Genomic DNA, 17254 nt, shown 5'->3' on the forward strand with positions numbered 1-17254 from the left:
AATTTGTGTTAAAGAGAGCGATCGCTTACCTCTTAAAGCCCCCCTTCTCAAGGGGGGTTTGGGGGGATATCCACTTATATTACTCGAAGAAGATCCCCCCTAGCCCCCTTAAAAAGGGGGGGACAAGATGTTAGGAGGAATTATAGGTTAAGTTGAGGAGGGATAAGATGTTGATGGCAATTTGTGTTAAAGAGAGCGATCGCTTACCTCTTAAAGCCCCCCTTCTCAAGGGGGGTTTGGGGGGATCTCCACCTAGATTACCCGAAGAAGATCCCCCCTAGCCCCCCTTAAAAAGTGGGGGACAAGATGTTAGGAGGAATTATAGGTTAAGTTGAGGAGGGAATAAGATGTTAAGAGTAATTTGTGTTAAAAAGGGCGATCGCTTACCTCTTAAAGCCCCCCTTCTCAAGGGGGGTTGGGGGGATCTTCACTTATATTATCCGAAGAAGATCCCCCCTAGCCCCCCTTAAAAAGGGGGGGACAAGATGTTAGGAGGAATTATAGGTTAAGTTGAGGAGGGAATAGGATGTTGATGGTAATTTGTGTTAAAGAGGGCGATCGCATTTTCTTAAAGCCCCCTTTCTCAAGGGGGGTTTGGGGGATCTCCACCTATATTACCCGAAGAAGATCCCCCCTAGCCCCCCTTAAAAAGGGGGGACAAGATGTTAGGAGGAATTATAGGTTAAGTTGAGGAGAGAATAGGATGTTATGGCAATTTGTGTTAAAAAAGAGCGATCGCATTTTCTTAAAGCCCCCCTTCTCAATGGGTTGGGGGGGATCTCCACCTAGATTATCCGAAGAAGATCCCCCCTAGCCCCCCTTAAAAAGGGGGGACAAGATGTTAGGAGGAATTATAGGTTAAGTTGAGGAGGGAATAAGATATTAAGAGTAATTTGTGTTAAAGAGAGCGATCGCTTACCTCTTAAAGCCCCCCTTCTCAATGGGGGTTGGGGGGATCTTCACTTATATTATCCGAAGAAGATCCCCCCTAGCCCCCCTAAAAAAGGGGGGGACAAGATGTTAGGAGGAATTATAGGTTAAGTTGAGGAGGGATAAGATGTTGATGGTAATTTGTGTTAAAAGGGCGATCGCATTTTCTTAAAGCCCCCTTTCTCAAGGGGGGTTTGGGGGGATCTCCACCTAGATTACCCGAAGAAGATCCCCCCTAGCCCCCCTTAAAAAGGGGGGGACAAGATGTTAGGAGGAATTATAGGTTAAGTTGAGGAGGGATAAGATGTTGATGGTAATTTGTGTTAAAGAGGGCGATCGCATTCTATTTATTCAAAGCCAACTATGGATAACAAAAAGAATTGACAAATTATCTCAATCAATATATAATTGAGATAATTTATATATCAATTTATTAAAAATAATGAATACTATTGAATTGCGAAAGCACATCGAGCAAAGTCTTTTAAAAATTTCGGCAGATAACCTCAAGATAATAGCTGAATTTGTTGAATTTATTAAACAAAAAGAAAACGCTAAAAATATTGATTATCCATCACCAGAAAATATTTCTTACAAACCCGCTTCTGGTCAGTCGGTATTGCGACACGCTGGTCAGTGGGTTGGTGATGACTTACAAAACTGCCTTAATTTAGTTAATCAAACCAGAGGAAAAGTATTGGTCAATAAACATATTAATCCTTTTGAATAATGTATCTTTTAGACACCAATCATTGTAGCCTTATTCTCCTCAATAACCAAGCCGTTATCCAAAACATAGAACAGGTAGGAGAAACTAATATAGCTACCTCTATTATTACAGCAGGTGAGCTAATTTATATGGCAGAAAATTCCACTAATAAAGATCAAAATTTAACTCTAATAAACCAGTTTATTGAAGATATTAGAGTTTATTATATTGATCAAGAAACCGCTAAATTCTATGGACAAATTAAAGCTGCCTTAATCAAGGAATTTGGCCCCCAACAAAAAACGAAACGAAAAACAACTAAAATAACAGAATTAGGTTTTGATGAAAATGATCTCTGGATAGCTGCTATTGTTCGGCGTTATCATCTTACCCTAGTAACATCTGATAGTGACTTCAACCGCATCAAAACAGTTATCAGTTTGACCCTAGAAAACTGGAGAATATAAAGTATTGCGATCGCTTACCTCTTAAAGCTCCCCTTCTCAATGGGGGTTGGGGGGGATCTCCACTTAGATTACTCGAAGAAGATCCCCCCTAGCCCCCCTTAATAAGGGGGGACAAGATGTTAAGAATAATTTGTGTTTAGGGCGTGATCGCATTCTCCCCAAAGCCCTCATTTTTAATAAATATTAAAGCTAATAAACCCTTGACTTATCTCTAAAAGTTTAATAGAATAAATTATTGCATCTAGGTAATCATGAATGCTCAAAATCCTCTCCCTGAATCCAACAGTTTAGACTGGATTTGTCCAGACTTAACTCTCTACTGGAAATTGGCAAAAGTCAAAAATTTTAATCAAATTGTCCTGAAAGCTAAACAAGGTCAAACCCACCATTTATTTTCATCTCAAGAAAGCTTTGCCCTGCGATATTTTACTGGACAATTCACGATTACAAAAGTTCAAAAAGTTTGTCAACAGGAATTTGGAGAAACCTTAACTCCCGATTTTGTGATTAACCTGCTACAAAAATTGATTGAACTCAATATATTAGCCTTGGATGAAGAAGAAAACGGCGAGAACCCAGACCTGGGGCTTTTAAATACCTTACTTAAAAAACAGCCTCTCTCCAAAACCTTCTTAAAACTGAAAGATTGTGTGCAGTGGATAGAACACCCCGATGGATATTGGATTCTGCGGAACCCGGAAGACGTCAAATTTATCCAAGTCACCGAACAAGATAAAACCATCATCGACCAACTGGGACATCAGCCCATGGCTGCGGTGGCTGCGGAATTTGGTATTTCCCAAAACCAGATTAAATATTTGCTGCAAATGCTGACGGTAACGGCCATGTTGGAGGGAACCACACCGCCCCAACCGCCGAAACGCAAATTCAACCCCATGCAGTTGTTGTTTTTCCGCATTCCCCTGTTCAACCCCGACCCCTGGTTAAGCCGACATATCAAGGGTTTGCGGTGGGTCTGGACTCAACCGGTTGCCCTGCTTCTGGGTGTATTCCTGACCGTCGCCGCCCTGATGGGGTATTCCCAACACGGTGAACTGCTCCAAACTGGACAAAAACTATTGGCCCATTCCCCCAGTTCCCTGCTGCTTCCCTTTGGGTTGTTGACGATGTTGGTTGTCACCCTGCACGAACTCGGACACGCCTTCACCCTCAAATATTACGGCGGCATTATTCCTCAAATTGGACTATTGATGATTATGTTCATGCCCGCCGCCTATACAGATACTAGCGATAGTTACTGTTTAGTGAAGCGATATCAACGGGTTCTTGTCATCGGTGCGGGGGTTTTAGTTCAGTTAATCATAGCAGCAATTAGCCTATTTTTATGGAACGGGTCTAGTCCTGGAACCTGGTTAAATTTCCTGAGCTATTTATTAATGTCGGCGGCTCTGTTCACCGTTGCCCTTAACCTCAACCCCCTGGCTAAATTTGATGGCTATTACCTTGCGGTTGCCCTCACTGGAATTAATAATCTCCGCAGTCGTTCGTTTGGATTTTATAAAAATTTATTCACTAGAAAACCAATTCAGGAGACGGGAAAAGATGCTCTAATTTTAGCGATTTATGCCCCTTTAAGTTTTGTCTATATCTACTTTGTGTTTGGATTTTTATTCGTTAGAATTGCTGACTGGTCATTCACGAATATTCCTATTTTATCATTAATGTTGTTGCTCATCTGGGCAATTTATTATTTTCTCCCCCAAGACCGTTAACATTCAAAATTAACCCTTAAATTCGGAGATTTCACCATGACTAACCACCCTCAAAACCCATCCCAACCCCGTCTAAAAGTTGTTCCTCCTGTGGTTCAAGATACTCCGGTTGCCAAACCTGTAGAAGCACCCGCTCCAGTTTCTCAACCCGCACCTAAGAGTTCTAATTCCTTGATAATTTGGGGGGTTGTAGTTTTGGGAATTAGTGGTATTGGGATGATTCCAGTTAACCCTAGACTGAGTGGGGAAACAACTATTACTTCAACGGTTGGAGAACGTCAGGCTATTACAATGCCTCAAGCGGGTATTTTAATGCTTTCTGTGCGCCCGAATCAAGTTGTTAACCCAGGGGAAATTTTAGGAACAATTTCCAGTCCAGAGTTAGAAAAACAAATTACTGATTCTCAACTAAAATTAGCAGAGGGTAAGACACTGTTAAGTGCGGCACAACAGCAGTTAATTCTTGCTCAATCAAAATTAGGAGTTGCTAAAATCCTAGAAGCGAATGCCCAACAACATTTTGATAAAAGACAAGATGAATTAAAGGGAGCTATTTCTGAAAAAGGTTTACCAAAAATTCGAGGAATTCAGGAAGAACAGGAAGGAATTGAAAATGAAATCACTGGAATACAACATCAAATTAATGGGATAGGAGATGAAATTTCAGGAATAGAAAGTGAAATTGAAAAAGTTAAAATTAATATCCAAGGACTAAAAAACCAGTTAACAATAGTAGAAGGTAACCTGAATCGGCTAAAACCTTTAAAGGAACAAGGAGTATTAGGTGCTTCAGCTTTTGTAAACCCAGAAAAAGAATTTGAAGAACTAACAAGTAAAATTCTTCAGGAAGAACAACAAATCAAAACCCATCAACAGCAAATTAATCAAAAACGCAATCAAATTCTGCAAATTCAGGAACTAAAAAGTCAGAAAGATCAAACGATTCAAGCTAAATCTGAGCAAATTAATGAAGTCGCTCAATTAAGTCAAGAGAACTTAGACCAAGCTCAATTCCAAGTTCAACAAAGAATGGCTGAGAGTGTATCCTCTCAAAAGGAAGTAGAAGCGGCATTAACTGAAATTTCCAACCAACAGAACTTAGTAACTCAACAAGAAGTTGAATTAAAACGTTTACAGGAACAAAAACAACAGTTAACTCTAAAATCGACTATAGCTGGAACGGTTACAACTTCTGATTTAGACTTATTGAATAATCGAACTTTAGAAGCGGGGAAAGAAATTTTAAATATTGTGAATTTATCCCAGTTAACAGGATTAGCAGAAATTCGTCAAGAAGATAGAGATTTAATTAAAAGTGGTTCATCTGTTACATTTAAACCTCGTCAAGCTACATTACAAGAATATCCTGCAAAAATCCTATCTATTTCACCTGTTATTAAATCCGATGAATCCACTCAAAGAGAAGTCTTAAATGTGAAAATATTAATTAATAATATTGATGAACAATTACAACCCGAATTAAAAGGGGAAGCTCATTTTCAGACATCCCAAATGAGGGTCTATCAAGTGATTCAGCGAGAAATATTTAAACTATTCCCTTGGTGGAAACTTTAGTTTTAATACTAATAATTCGCAAAGTTGATAAAGTACAAGACCTGTAAAGACTAACCAAAGTTATGATTAAATCCCAGAATCAATATACACTTTTAGCTCCTAATATTTTTGGGTTTAAGGGGGGAATTCAAACCTATACTACTTTTTTCTTGCAAGGATTACAACTCATTGACCCTCAAGCAAAATACCAAGTTTTGCTAAAATATGATAGGTCTTGTCCTGAAAATCATCAATTTCTACCTCAGACTGAATTTCATAGCTTTGGACGCTTTCCTCGGTGGCTGCAAAGCTGTTTGATGACCTTCAAAATGGTGCAGTTAGCAATTGAAAACCCATCCTTGATTTTTATTTGTACCCATGTTAACTATAGTTGGATTTGCTATTATCTCAAACGTTTTTTTAAAGTTCGTTATTGGGTTGTTGCTCATGGGTTAGAAGTTTGGGATTTGAAATCTATTCAATTGCAAAAAGCTCTCCATGATGCTGATAAAATTATAGCCGTTAGTAACTATACGCGCGATCGCTTAATTCAAGAACAAAACCTCGATTTTAAACCAGTTATTGTTGTACCGAATACCTTTGACCCCACGCAGTTTCAAATTGCTCCTAAACCTGAATATTTACTAGATCGTTATAATTTAACTGCTAAACAACCGATTATTTTAAGTGTTACTCGCTTAGGAAAATCAGCCCGCTATAAAGGATATGATCAAATTTTACAAGCATTAGGATTAATTCGTCAATCTTTCCCCAATATCCATTATATTTTAGTGGGAAAAGGAGATGATACACCTCGAATTAAAGATTTAATTAAACATCTGGGTTTAGAATATAATGTTACTTTAACGGGTTTTGTTTCTGATCAAGAATTATGTGATCACTACAATTTATGTGATGTATTTGCTTTACCCAGTCAGGGAGAGGGATTTGGAATTGTTTATTTAGAAGCATTAGCCTGTGGTAAACCCGTTTTAGCAGGAAATCAAGATGGTGCAGTTGATCCCTTGTTAGGGGGGGAATTAGGCTGTTTAGTTGATCCCACGGATGTCAAAGCGATCGCTTTAAACCTATTACAAATTTTGCAAGGAATTTACCCAAACCCTATTTTATATAAACCTCAACAGTTAAGAAAAAACATTATCAAACAATTTGGAATTGAGTCATTTCGATCCCATCTTAGGCAAATTATGAATATTTTTCCGGTGCATATTTGAGTAATTCAATGATCAATTATTCTACTTTCTTAATGCTCCAAATTTGCTCGCGCATTCCGACGCCACATTTGCGGTTTAATCCGTCTTAAAGCAGAAGCCCGAAATCGTTGATCCCATTCGGTTTCAGAAAGTTCGGCTAATTCGGTTAATTTAGGGGCAATATTTTCAGGATAGGGTTGAAATTCTATGACGTCTGTTTCCTGGGAAAAACGTTGATTCCAAGGACAAACTTCTTGACAAATATCACATCCGGCGACCCAACCGTTTAAATTTTTGCTAATATTTTCGGGTAAGGTTTCTGCCCGATTTTCGATGGTATGATAGGCAATACAACGTTTAGCATCGACTACAAAGGGTTGGGTAATTGCGCCCGTGGGACAGGCTTCTAAACATCGGGTACAAGTGCCACAATGTTGAGTATGGGGAGGATCGGGCGTGAGGGTTAAATTAGTTAAAATTTCCCCTAAAAATACCCAAGATCCGTATTTTGTGGTAATCAAATTACTGTTTTTAGAAATCCATCCAATTCCTGCTTTTTCCGCCCAAACTTTATCTTGAATTGGCCCGGTATCGGCATAATATCGGGCTTGAATTCCAGGTGCTTGTTGTTGTAACCATTCGGAAAAAGTCTTTAATTTTTTATGTAAAACCCTATGATAATCTCGTCCCCGAGCATAACGGGAAATTTTACCCAATTCGGGATTTTCTGGTTGTTGATCGGGGGTATAATAGTTGAGTGCTACACAAATAGCCGATGCCACTTCTGGCATTAACTGACGAATATTTTGGCGTTTGGGGCTATTCATCCATGCCATATCCGCCGCATATCCTTGATCTAACCAAGATTGCAGATGTTGACGGTTTTCTTCCGTTTCAGTGATAGCTGCAATACCAACTTGATGAAATCCCAAATCTAGGGCTTTTTGTTTAACTAGATTGGTGTTAATTGGTGAATTCATAGATACAATAAGGAACCACAAAGACACGAAGACACAAAGAAAGGGAAAGGGGTTTTGATGGGGTAATTAATATTTATTTAAAAAAACTAATGGGGACACAGAAGGAGAAAATTTACCATTCCTTCTGTCTCCTGTTTGTATTGAATCAGCGCCTATGCTTTCGGGGTTTTATCGGGTAAACTCGCTTGTAATTTCAAACAATTGCCACCTTCAATTTGTAAAGAATAATCCACCCGATCCATTAGTCGATTCATAATTAACCAACCATAACCATTTTCTTGTTTATCTTCTGGTTTAGGCGGATTATAATTATCGATTTCATAACCGGTACCGTGATCCCAAATTTCTAAAGAAATATCTCGTTCTTGTAATTCTAAACGAACCATCACAGGAAGATGGGGTTTATCGCGGTGAGCATGACGGATGACGTTGGAGTAAGCTTCTGCAAGGACAAGGCGAAACCGATTTGACTGACGGGGCCAATCCACATGATCTCCTAGTTCGACTTCCAAACTGCTCAATAACCAGTTTTCAACGATGGTTAAAAACCTAATATCGCTTGGCACTTGAAGCTCAGTTTTCATCGGTCAACAAAACCTCCAGAGAGAGTATAGTCTGATCATCTTCCTGAACGGGATTATGTTCTCGGATAGCGGCTAATAAGCCATCTAAATTTAGTTTTTCTTGCTGTTGGAGTAACTTCCAAAGTCCCTCCTGTTGCAACATTGAACGAATGGCGGGACTGCCATCGGTTGTTTCTTGCACCACTGTAGCTTCAGTAATCCCATCACTAGTTACTAAAAAGATATCACCGGGGTTGAGGGTAAGACTGTCTCCTTTGCCCCTCCAGACAGGAAGAATTCCTAAAGGAATCCCACGGGTCTTGAGAAACAACGGTTCGACAGGAACAGAGGGATTCGGGTGATTTTCCCCCAGGTTACTCTCCAGCCTTGACCAAACCAAGGGATAAATATGTCCAGCATTGGCATAGGCTAAATATCCCGTAGAGGGCGTGTAACGAGCCACAACCATTGTAATAAAGTGATTATTACTGACTAAATCATCGGACAAAATGCTATTAAGATTTTGCATGACTTGATCGGGTTCGGGGGACGTTTCCACGGAAAGTTCCCGACGCATCACCGAAATCGCACTGGCCATAAATAGGGCGGCCGGAACTCCTTTACCCGATACATCCCCCAAACCGACCCAAATATCTCCCTGGGGATGGGTAAAGACTTCAAAGAAATCTCCCCCCACCTCCCGGGCTGGATGACAACAGGCTTGTACCCGCAGGGTCTCAAACTCTGGCCAACTTTGACGCAGGAGATTATTTTGAATTTGACTGGCGACCTTGAGTTCGTTCTGCATCTGTTCGGCTAACTCTACCGTGCGTTGATAGAGTTTGGCCTGGGACAGCGCTAAGGATGCCTGTTCGGAAACGACTTCCAACAGTTGAATATCATCCTCTGACCAAGGAGAGGAACTGTTTTCTTGATAAAGGGCTAAAACCGCCAATAAATCATGTTGATAGGTCAGGGGTAAAACGATTTGACTAACTGGGTTAGAGTTTTCCCCCTGTTGAATTTCAATTTCTCGACTTTCTAAGACCCCTTGCATTGAGGTTTCCAGTTGAGATAACCAAGTTTGGACATTCTCTGTTTCTCCCCCATAGGAAAAAGTTTGAGCCGAAAGTTTCCCCGTTTCAGCCGAGCGAATACAGCAGCCCGTGGCATTAAAGGTTTCTCCCAGGGTGCGAACAATGGTCTGGAGCATACTGGAGTAGTCGAGGGACTCTCGCAGGGCGCTGACAACATCGTTATAAAGAGATTCCCGACGCAGAGCGCGCCGCAGGGTGTTTGTCCTTTGTTTGAAGAATTTGTATGTTTCCGAAGCTTGTTGAATTACAGACTTGAGTTCTTCGGGATTCCAAGGTTTGGTGATATATTTGAAAACTTGGCCAGAGTTAATCGCTTCCACGAGGTCTTCGACATCCGTATATCCGGTTAACAGAATCCGAATGGTGTCTGGAAAACGTTCAACGGTTTTACCGAGAAATTCGGTTTCCGTTCATTTCTGGCATTCGTTGATCAGAAATAATCACAGCCATTTCACCCTCGTCGTCGAGAATTTGCAGAGCTTTGAGGGCGCTGTCGGCCTTGAACACTTGGAAGTCCCGGCGAAATGTCCGAAACAACAAATCTAAGTTGTCTGGTTCGTCATCGACGACCATGAGTTTCAGCTTTCGACCATCTCCCCGACTCATGCGATTCTCTACTCCCAGATGAACAGATCAGGTGTTACTCATCTTATCAAAGAAACGGGTGCAAAACCCCGAACCAAGAATACTCCTACTCTATAGATGGGGTTTCGGTAAAATACGGACGAATTTAACAATTTGACCGGTGACTTCAATTCCGATTAAATGATTTTCTAAAGTAAATCGATAAAAAATAGCACTGGAACCTAAAGCTTTAAGTTCGGGTAAATCTTTGATATTGTTAACATCTTTAAATTCGACAAACACAAAATGATAGACCCTAGAATAAGCTGATGCTTCTAAGTTCATCAGGTCATGGATAAAAGAACGACCATAGCGAACATCGAGAGTCACAACAGGGTTATTTATTTACTCATTCACTTTGGGCATGGGACGATAGGTCGGATGTTCTGGATGGGTAGTTGTTGATCGATTATACTCAAAATGCAGCATTTCTAAGGCTTCATCATAGGTTAAGGAATCCCCTGGTCTGAGGCTTTCCTTGGCTTCTTGAATGGCTTTGAGCATATAGGTATCATAAATTAGGGTTTGCAGGGATTTCCATGCTTTTCCTAAGTCTTCTTCGGAGATCTGATCCACTAAGTAGTGCAGTTTTTTTCTAAGCGGATTTATCATTTTTACAGTTAAAATCCCGACTTGGGTAGTCTGCACCTACTATCTTATCATTTGTGGGATCAATTTTCAATTTGTGAAGTGCCGTTTAAAACGCGGATCAAGATCGGCTTTCTTTTTTCGATTACATTGAAAACACAAGGTTTGTAAATTACTAATATCGTTAGTTCCCCCTTTAGCCAAGGGAATAATATGATCAATAGTTAATTGGGCTTCATTTTCTCTTTTACCACAACTTTTACACTGATAATTGTCCCGTCCAAATACATAGGTTCTGACTTCTGGAGGGATAAAAATTCTGGGGGTTTTATTCATGGTTTTACCTATGATTCAACTATTGTTCTATTCTTTAATTATAGATCATAATCTACTAATTTCCCAACACCCTCTTTAAAAATTACCCAATTTTGACTTAATGATCAAATCAAGATTCTGCCAATCTTCAAGATTAGATTGGGACAATGACAAATATTTTTCGGAACCCAATTTTAACCTATTTTCCATCTCAGAATATAGGTTATGACTGTTAGCTGTGGGAGAAGTAAAAGCATATTCAACTAATGCTAAATTCAGGGCAAACCATAGGTAATAAATCAGTCGTACATTCCGATCACTTTCTAATTTCCCTAAAGAATTATTTATGGCTGAGGCAATTCTCCCAAACTCATTTTCTGCCTTAGTATTAGTTGCGCCCATTTCACAAACCAGATCATAGTTTAAATCAGAATATTGATTTTTGGCTTTAGTCAATAATTTATTAAAAAGTTCATCGCCATTCACTTTTCTGGGATTTTCTCTAGTATTAATAATCCCACAAATTATATTCGTTAGATCATCAATTGCAAAATATAAAGTGTAAATTTTTTCTATATTATTCATGGTTATTTGTGAAAGTTAAGGGGATAAGGATTAATTTTTTGATTATTCTATTATTCTAATAGAGGGCAATAATTCTTATTCTATCTATAGCAAGTCTAAATCAATTGTATAAATAGTTTGAAATCCAATTCATCGTAGGGGCGAGGCGCGCCTCGCCCCTACAGGGGAATATAGATATTTTTTGAGATTAATAATCACCGCGAGTCCTGTTGTACAATCCATTTAGACTTGATATATTTATAAAAACTATTGCCTATTGGTTTATTTAACTATGATTTTCTTGGTTTAATTTTTGACGAATATCATCTAAGGATTTTACCATTTCGTCGATTTCTTCTTCCCCATCAACTTGATCTTCTTCAGGTTCTTCTGGACAGAATTCAAGAGTAACTTTCATTTTAAGGGTTCCGGGTTGCCATTCCTTCGCACCTAACTTTAAAAGTTTACACTCTTTTCCTTCTCCAAACCAGTCATAATAACTCTTATCTATAGATTGTTTGTTAGCAAGTGAGTCTAAAATACCTTGTGCACGATCTTTCAAAGCATACTCCAGATCTTGTTTCATTTTTTCAACAAGACAAGTATGATTTCCAAATAACAGAACTTCATAATCTTCACAGTTTTTTGAATCAACTAGATCACTCATGTCTAACAATAACTTCATAAAATATCAATATGTTTATTTTAGAGTTATAACAATATTTTGTCAACATTAAAATTATTATAAATCGGTGTAGCCAAAACCCCAAATTCTCAAAGAAATCGGGGTTTTTATAGACTCTAATTAGAAATCAGAAGGCTCATCAACAACACCAGAATCAGCAATAGTCGGTAATAAATGTTCAAACAGTTGCATCGACTGTAAACAACTATTGATTTCCGAAACAAATTGATTATATTCCTTAATCTTTTGATTCACTTCCGCATTAGATTGGGCATTATTTTTGATTTTCTCCTCCGCTTCCTGCTCTAAGGTTTTTTCCAAATAAACCCGCGCTTGACTATACTGTTGCATAATCTCATCCGCTTGAATTTCCGTCATCGGTAATAGATGGGTTTTCAGGGTTTGGTTAACGGTTTGGCGGAAGTTTTGATAAATAGATTTTGAGACTTTAGGTTCAAAATCTAACTTCAATAATTGACGGATAGCGGGTTCGGCATCGACTATCGTGGTACAATCATAACTGGATGAAGTTTGTAATAGAGTTTGGCGAAATTGATAAATCGAAAATGTGCCTTCATCATAGAATTTAGGACTTTCTCGCACATAGCGATCACATTCAGTTTTAGCCATGGCAATTAAGGCTTGATTTACTTCTGCTTCCAACTCTTTTAAGCGTTTTTCTAACCCCCCATCATTCCCTAATAAACGATTGAGTTTGCGATAATATTCAGTCTTGCGAACTTTTTCCACTAAACGACGGAAAAAACCTGCATTCACAGATTTAATAGCCTCGACTAAAATATCCTCTAATTGATTCGCTAAATAATACAACGCTTCAACTAAAACCGCTAATAAAGGTGCGGTTGCATTCCGAGGATGATTGAAAGTTGCTCGACTATAGGCTTCTTCGACCGAAAAACTATCTAATAATTCATCTAAACGCCGCACCATTCGAGATTGTAATTGCTTAAAATCCTGTTCAAAGCCATCACATTTACTGGTGACAATCTGATTGACTTCTTCATTAATATGATCTCGAAATTCTTGCCCTGCTTCTTGTAATTGTTGATTGAGAAGTTGTAATTCTTGGGCTTTCATCGCTTCAATTTCCCGGGGTTGACTGTCTAAGTCCCGTTGAATTGATTCATAATACTTGCGTAGCGGAATACAAATATCTTCTAAATCATCGGCTAGATTTTTAAACAGTTGGGGGCGTTTTTCCTCCGTTAAATAGTAAGTAATAGCATCCCGGAATTCTTCGATTCCGCTATCTTTTATTAACTGATCAATTAACGGTTGTCCCCAATCGGCTAAAATTCGGGTGTAGTTTTGATTCGGAGATTCAAAGCCATTAATAGTGACTCGAAACTGGAGGGGAAGTTTGCGAGAACTGCCGCAATAGTTATTAAAAGCATAGACAAATTGGGGGGTTTCTTCTTCCCCTCCAAATCCTTTAATACTCTCAGCGAAAATACTATCTAAACCAAAGCGATCGCGTCCACTTGTGCCTTTAATTTGACTGCCATAAAACCCTAATAATCCACTGGTTTTATAGACTCGGGTGGTATCTTGAAAGTCAGAATAAATTAAGTTCTCTAACCGTTGACGTAGTTGGGCATTATACCAGGTTTCATCAATCCGATTAAAGATATAAAAAACGCGATCACGGATACTAGGATTTTGACGAATTCTTTCTAGGAGTTCCGTTTCTTCAATCGTCATTTCTCCCGCCGATGCAGGTTTCAAAACACAGACCACCGCCGAGGTATCGGGGTTCTCGATTTTGTTATAGGTTAATTGGGCATCTTTCTCCACGGGAGCGTCAATTCCCGGGGTGTCGATAATCACATTTCCATCTTTTAATAGGGGATGGTAGCAATAGTATTCAATCCGTTTTAAGACCGCGCTATTACTCCCTCGACGGGCATAACTCGCCGCTTCTTTGAGGTTGGAAAAGTTAAACTGTTCCATCGAATAGGTGGCGTTATTTAGGGTTTGAATGCGATCGCGATTTTCCGTAAATCCTTTGAGCAATAAATCTAAGGCTTTAGCTTGTTTTGCCCGTTCCGATTTATTCACTCCTCCTTCTTGCTGAATAATTCTTTCGCATCCTTCTACTAATACATCAATCATGTCATTTCGATTGATATTAACGTTAGAAGATAACCCCAATAATTGACATAAAGTAGCGACTTGTTCCCGAATTTCGGCTTCACTTAAAAAGGTTAAAACTACTCGCTCTTGATCAAGTTCAGCATAATCAATATAACATTCTGTTCCGGTGGCGTGTCCCTCGGCACTATATAATAATTCCCGTTCTAAAAGGGCATTAATTAACATCGATTTTCCAGCACTAAACGCCCCCGCAAACACGATTTCAAATTTGGGAGAAATGACTTTCTTCAAAGAAGCATGAACAGCAGTAATATCCTGTTGACGTAGAGAGGGTTCTTGATGTAGGAGTTTAACTAAGCCTTCAACCTGATGTTGTAAATTTTGGCACTGGGGCGATAGGGGATGATTCATAGATAAAACTTTACTTTTGTTGAAAAATGTCTCACTTTAGATTATCCCTGATCGAATATAACTTGAGAATTAAATTTTACTTTAATTTACAATTCCCATTTTATCGTAGGGGTTGGGTCTCCCAACCCTCTTTGCCCAGATAAATAAAAGAAAGTATGCTATAATTAATTGCTAATTTAATTTATATAAGTACCTAAACAAAATTAATTACACATCCTCCACCCTGTTCCCTGTTCCCAGATCCGGTGTTCCCTCTCTCAACTAGGTAATTTATTTTGTGTAACTACTTACTATAGCAATCCTAAATAGGTTGTAATATTTTATCATAGGGGTTTGGTCTCCAAACCTAGGCGCAAAGAGGGTTTGGAGACCAAACCCCTACGGGTTTTTAAGTACCTACACAAAATTATTTGCACATCCAATTATTCTCTGTTTTGTGTTATAAAATATGGACAGTTTAACAACAGCAGCAACCCCTCAAGATATTAATGTGACGATACTCCTTTTAGGAGGTTATCAATATCAAATTACTTTAGCCTCCAATTCTCCCTTACTCTTGAATTTATTAAATGCTGTGGTTCATCCCACCGAAAAAAATCAAGATGAACCGCCCAAACTGTTTCAAATTCCGATGAATGGACAGCAACAAGCCCTATGGTTTTCAAGTCATTCTTTAGTCGGAGTCATTACCGAACCACCGATTTTTATTAAAGCGCATACTCCCGTAATTCCCGCTAAACCCCAAGGGGAAATTTTTAAAATTAAATATTGGCAAATTGATAATTTTTTATCCCCAGAAGACCATCAAAAACTCCTGAATTATGCTTTAGAAGAAGAACAGCAATTTCAATTAACTGGCCCAGCCACTAATACATCAGACTATCCTGAACATCGGGATTCTTTGGTTCTCTATTATTCTCCAGATTTTGGGGATATCATTCTAAATAAAATCAAAGCGGTGTTCTGGAAAGCCTTAGAAAAACTCGAGATTCCCCCATTTCCGATTACCCATATTGATGCCCAACTCACGGCCCATAACCACGGCCATTACTTCCGAACTCATAATGATAATGGTTCAGCTAGGGATGAAACTCGAATGTTAACTTATGTTTATTATTTCTATCAGGAACCCAAGGCATTTAGTGGAGGAGAATTATTAATTTATGATACCCAATGGCAAGGTCAGTATGCCTATTCTAAATTAGAAAATTTTCAAGCGATTGAACCTGTGAATAATCGAATTGTCTTTTTTTATAGTGGTTTAATGCACGAAGTTCTAACCGTTGATTGTCCGTCTAAACAGTTTAAAGATAGTCGATTTACCGTGAATGGTTGGGTGAGGAAATAGGGAATGGGTAATAGGTAATGGGTCAACTTCATGCCAAAAGCCCGGAACTAAAGTTCGGGCTAAGAGCTAAAGTCATCTAAAGATGACTCAAGATTGATCTTTTTTAACCCGTTTTAACGGGTTTGAGCTTTTAGCCCGAAATTTATTTCCGGGTAAATTGACTGCTTAGGGGCGCAAAATTAGAGCGACTTCCTTAGCAAAATAGGTGAGAATTAAATCCGCCCCAGCCCGTTTAATACTGGTGAGGGTTTCTAACATCACTTTTTTCTCATCAATCCAACCCATTTGTCCAGCCGCCTTAATCATGGCATATTCCCCACTGACGTTATAGGCCGCCACGGGTAAATCCGTTGACGAGCGCAACAGATGAATAATATCTAAATAGGCTAAAGCGGGTTTAACCATGACAATATCAGCGCCTTCGGCTTCATCTAAAGCCAATTCTGTCAAGGCTTCTCGGGAGTTCGCGGGGTTCATTTGATAGGTTTTTTTATCGCCAAATTTCGGGGCCGAATCCAAGGCATCCCGAAAAGGGCCATAATAGGCCGAGGCATACTTAGCGGTATAGGCCAAAATCGCTACCTGAGTATAGCCCGCCTCATCTAACCCCTGACGAATCGCCCCAATTCGACCATCCATCATATCCGAAGGGGCGACAATATCAGCCCCCGCCTGGGCATGGGAAATCGCCTGTTTAACTAAAACTGCGACGGTTTGATCATTGAGAATTTCCCCATCCTCGCTGACAATTCCATCATGACCCTTACTTGAAAAAGGATCAAGGGCAATATCCGTGATGATCATAATATCAGGAATTGCCTGTTTAATTGCCCTAACAGTACGCTGAATTAGGCCGTCTGGGTTATAACTTTCCGTTCCGGCGTTATCTTTTTTTTCTTCCGCAACCAAGGGAAATAAGGCAATGGCGGGAATGCCTAACTCCCAGGCTTCCTTAACTTCTTTTAACAGTAAATCCAAGGTATAGCGGTAACTTCCAGGCATAGAAGAAACCTCAACCTTTTGATTTTCCCCCTCCATGATAAACAGAGGATAAATTAAGTCATTGACCGTAAGCTGGGTTTCCGTGACCATGCGCCGGAGGGCATCGGTGCGACGCAGACGACGGGGACGTTGAACCAGATTTAAGGCATTTTTATGAGATTCTGAAGACATAAGAAACGGGGTAAAAATATTTTTAGTAAAGACCAATTGTTAATTATCCCATTCGGGTGGGTTCTGGATGTCCCTAAGTTGTTAATAAATGTAACAATTTTAAAAAAACAGCAAAATTGCGACAAGTGCAACAGTCTAGTTAACAAATCAGCCTACAATGACTGCAAGAGTGTCTATTGCCTTT

The 17254-nt window shown here is 39.3% G+C and carries 15 protein-coding genes and 1 pseudogene; 6 read left to right on the top strand and 10 right to left on the bottom strand.

Annotated elements, in window-relative coordinates; all coding sequences use genetic code 11:
* Positions 1-1372: 1372 nt before the first annotated feature.
* The 5 genes from AC2D3N_RS22200 (at position 1373) to AC2D3N_RS22220 (ending at position 6628) form a co-directional block, all read left to right on the top strand.
* Entirely contained in the window at positions 1373-1660 is a 288-nt protein-coding gene (locus tag AC2D3N_RS22200; protein ID WP_484692170.1) for a hypothetical protein, read from the top strand.
* On the top strand, positions 1660-2106 hold the full coding sequence (locus AC2D3N_RS22205) for a type II toxin-antitoxin system VapC family toxin (RefSeq protein WP_484692171.1): 447 nt from the start codon (positions 1660-1662) through the stop codon (positions 2104-2106). The genes AC2D3N_RS22200 and AC2D3N_RS22205 overlap by 1 nt, the downstream gene beginning before the upstream one ends.
* A gap of 251 nt (positions 2107-2357) precedes the next feature.
* Positions 2358-3839 carry a zinc metalloprotease gene (locus AC2D3N_RS22210; protein ID WP_484692172.1) on the top strand — a complete coding sequence of 494 codons (1482 nt, stop codon included), beginning with the start codon at positions 2358-2360 and terminating at the stop codon, positions 3837-3839.
* A 36-nt stretch (positions 3840-3875) separates the two neighbouring features.
* Entirely contained in the window at positions 3876-5414 is a 1539-nt protein-coding gene (locus AC2D3N_RS22215; RefSeq protein WP_484692173.1) for an HlyD family secretion protein, read from the top strand.
* A 62-nt stretch (positions 5415-5476) separates the two neighbouring features.
* Positions 5477-6628, top strand: coding sequence for a glycosyltransferase (locus AC2D3N_RS22220; protein WP_484692174.1), 1152 nt, complete (start codon positions 5477-5479; stop codon positions 6626-6628).
* A gap of 29 nt (positions 6629-6657) precedes the next feature.
* Here AC2D3N_RS22220 and queG read toward each other — a convergent pair whose 3' ends face one another.
* From queG to AC2D3N_RS22265, 9 genes and pseudogenes are all read right to left on the bottom strand, one after another.
* Positions 6658-7587, bottom strand: coding sequence for a tRNA epoxyqueuosine(34) reductase QueG (gene queG, locus AC2D3N_RS22225; RefSeq protein ID WP_484692175.1), 930 nt, complete (start codon positions 7585-7587; stop codon positions 6658-6660).
* 152 nt (positions 7588-7739) lie between these two features.
* Positions 7740-8171, bottom strand: a complete 432-nt coding sequence (locus AC2D3N_RS22230; RefSeq protein WP_079680420.1) for an ATP-binding protein — start codon at positions 8169-8171, stop codon at positions 7740-7742.
* Positions 8161-9853, bottom strand: a pseudogene (locus tag AC2D3N_RS22235) (SpoIIE family protein phosphatase). Before AC2D3N_RS22235 ends, AC2D3N_RS22230 begins: the two are co-directional and overlap by 11 nt.
* Before the next feature lie 90 nt (positions 9854-9943).
* Entirely contained in the window at positions 9944-10201 is a 258-nt protein-coding gene (locus tag AC2D3N_RS22240) for a cytotoxic translational repressor of toxin-antitoxin stability system (RefSeq protein WP_079680422.1), read from the bottom strand.
* Between the two features lie 15 nt (positions 10202-10216).
* The gene (locus tag AC2D3N_RS22245) at positions 10217-10447 is read right to left on the bottom strand and encodes a hypothetical protein (protein ID WP_484692176.1); all 231 of its coding nucleotides are present in this window, start codon (positions 10445-10447) and stop codon (positions 10217-10219) included.
* A 102-nt stretch (positions 10448-10549) separates the two neighbouring features.
* Positions 10550-10795 carry an HNH endonuclease gene (locus AC2D3N_RS22250; protein ID WP_484692177.1) on the bottom strand — a complete coding sequence of 82 codons (246 nt, stop codon included), beginning with the start codon at positions 10793-10795 and terminating at the stop codon, positions 10550-10552.
* A 75-nt stretch (positions 10796-10870) separates the two neighbouring features.
* The gene (locus AC2D3N_RS22255; RefSeq protein ID WP_484692178.1) at positions 10871-11359 is read right to left on the bottom strand and encodes a hypothetical protein; all 489 of its coding nucleotides are present in this window, start codon (positions 11357-11359) and stop codon (positions 10871-10873) included.
* 265 nt (positions 11360-11624) lie between these two features.
* On the bottom strand, positions 11625-12023 hold the full coding sequence (locus AC2D3N_RS22260) for a KGK domain-containing protein (protein ID WP_484692179.1): 399 nt from the start codon (positions 12021-12023) through the stop codon (positions 11625-11627).
* A 120-nt stretch (positions 12024-12143) separates the two neighbouring features.
* The gene (locus AC2D3N_RS22265) at positions 12144-14549 is read right to left on the bottom strand and encodes a dynamin family protein (protein WP_484692180.1); all 2406 of its coding nucleotides are present in this window, start codon (positions 14547-14549) and stop codon (positions 12144-12146) included.
* 448 nt (positions 14550-14997) lie between these two features.
* Between AC2D3N_RS22265 and AC2D3N_RS22270 the strand changes: the two genes are divergently transcribed.
* Positions 14998-15897: a 2OG-Fe(II) oxygenase gene (locus AC2D3N_RS22270; RefSeq protein WP_484692181.1), complete on the top strand. Its 900-nt coding sequence runs from the start codon at positions 14998-15000 to the stop codon at positions 15895-15897.
* Between the two features lie 165 nt (positions 15898-16062).
* On the opposite strand, the gene hemB is transcribed toward AC2D3N_RS22270, so the two are convergent.
* Positions 16063-17070 (bottom strand): porphobilinogen synthase, encoded by a 1008-nt coding sequence (hemB, locus tag AC2D3N_RS22275; protein WP_484692182.1) that lies wholly within the window; start codon positions 17068-17070, stop codon positions 16063-16065.
* Positions 17071-17254 lie beyond the last annotated feature (184 nt).

This window comes from Planktothrix sp. PLAVEN19ND (genome assembly GCF_057220675.1).

Coding starts and splice junctions, on each gene's coding strand:
- AC2D3N_RS22200 (WP_484692170.1), top strand. CDS start 1,373: ATGAATACTATTGAATTGCGAAAGCACATCGAGCAAAGTCTTTTAAAA.
- AC2D3N_RS22205 (WP_484692171.1), top strand. CDS start 1,660: ATGTATCTTTTAGACACCAATCATTGTAGCCTTATTCTCCTCAATAAC.
- AC2D3N_RS22210 (WP_484692172.1), top strand. CDS start 2,358: ATGAATGCTCAAAATCCTCTCCCTGAATCCAACAGTTTAGACTGGATT.
- AC2D3N_RS22215 (WP_484692173.1), top strand. CDS start 3,876: ATGACTAACCACCCTCAAAACCCATCCCAACCCCGTCTAAAAGTTGTT.
- AC2D3N_RS22220 (WP_484692174.1), top strand. CDS start 5,477: ATGATTAAATCCCAGAATCAATATACACTTTTAGCTCCTAATATTTTT.
- queG (WP_484692175.1), bottom strand. CDS start 7,587: ATGAATTCACCAATTAACACCAATCTAGTTAAACAAAAAGCCCTAGAT.
- AC2D3N_RS22230 (WP_079680420.1), bottom strand. CDS start 8,171: ATGAAAACTGAGCTTCAAGTGCCAAGCGATATTAGGTTTTTAACCATC.
- AC2D3N_RS22250 (WP_484692177.1), bottom strand. CDS start 10,795: ATGAATAAAACCCCCAGAATTTTTATCCCTCCAGAAGTCAGAACCTAT.
- AC2D3N_RS22255 (WP_484692178.1), bottom strand. CDS start 11,359: ATGAATAATATAGAAAAAATTTACACTTTATATTTTGCAATTGATGAT.
- AC2D3N_RS22260 (WP_484692179.1), bottom strand. CDS start 12,023: ATGAAGTTATTGTTAGACATGAGTGATCTAGTTGATTCAAAAAACTGT.
- AC2D3N_RS22265 (WP_484692180.1), bottom strand. CDS start 14,549: ATGAATCATCCCCTATCGCCCCAGTGCCAAAATTTACAACATCAGGTT.
- AC2D3N_RS22270 (WP_484692181.1), top strand. CDS start 14,998: ATGGACAGTTTAACAACAGCAGCAACCCCTCAAGATATTAATGTGACG.
- hemB (WP_484692182.1), bottom strand. CDS start 17,070: ATGTCTTCAGAATCTCATAAAAATGCCTTAAATCTGGTTCAACGTCCC.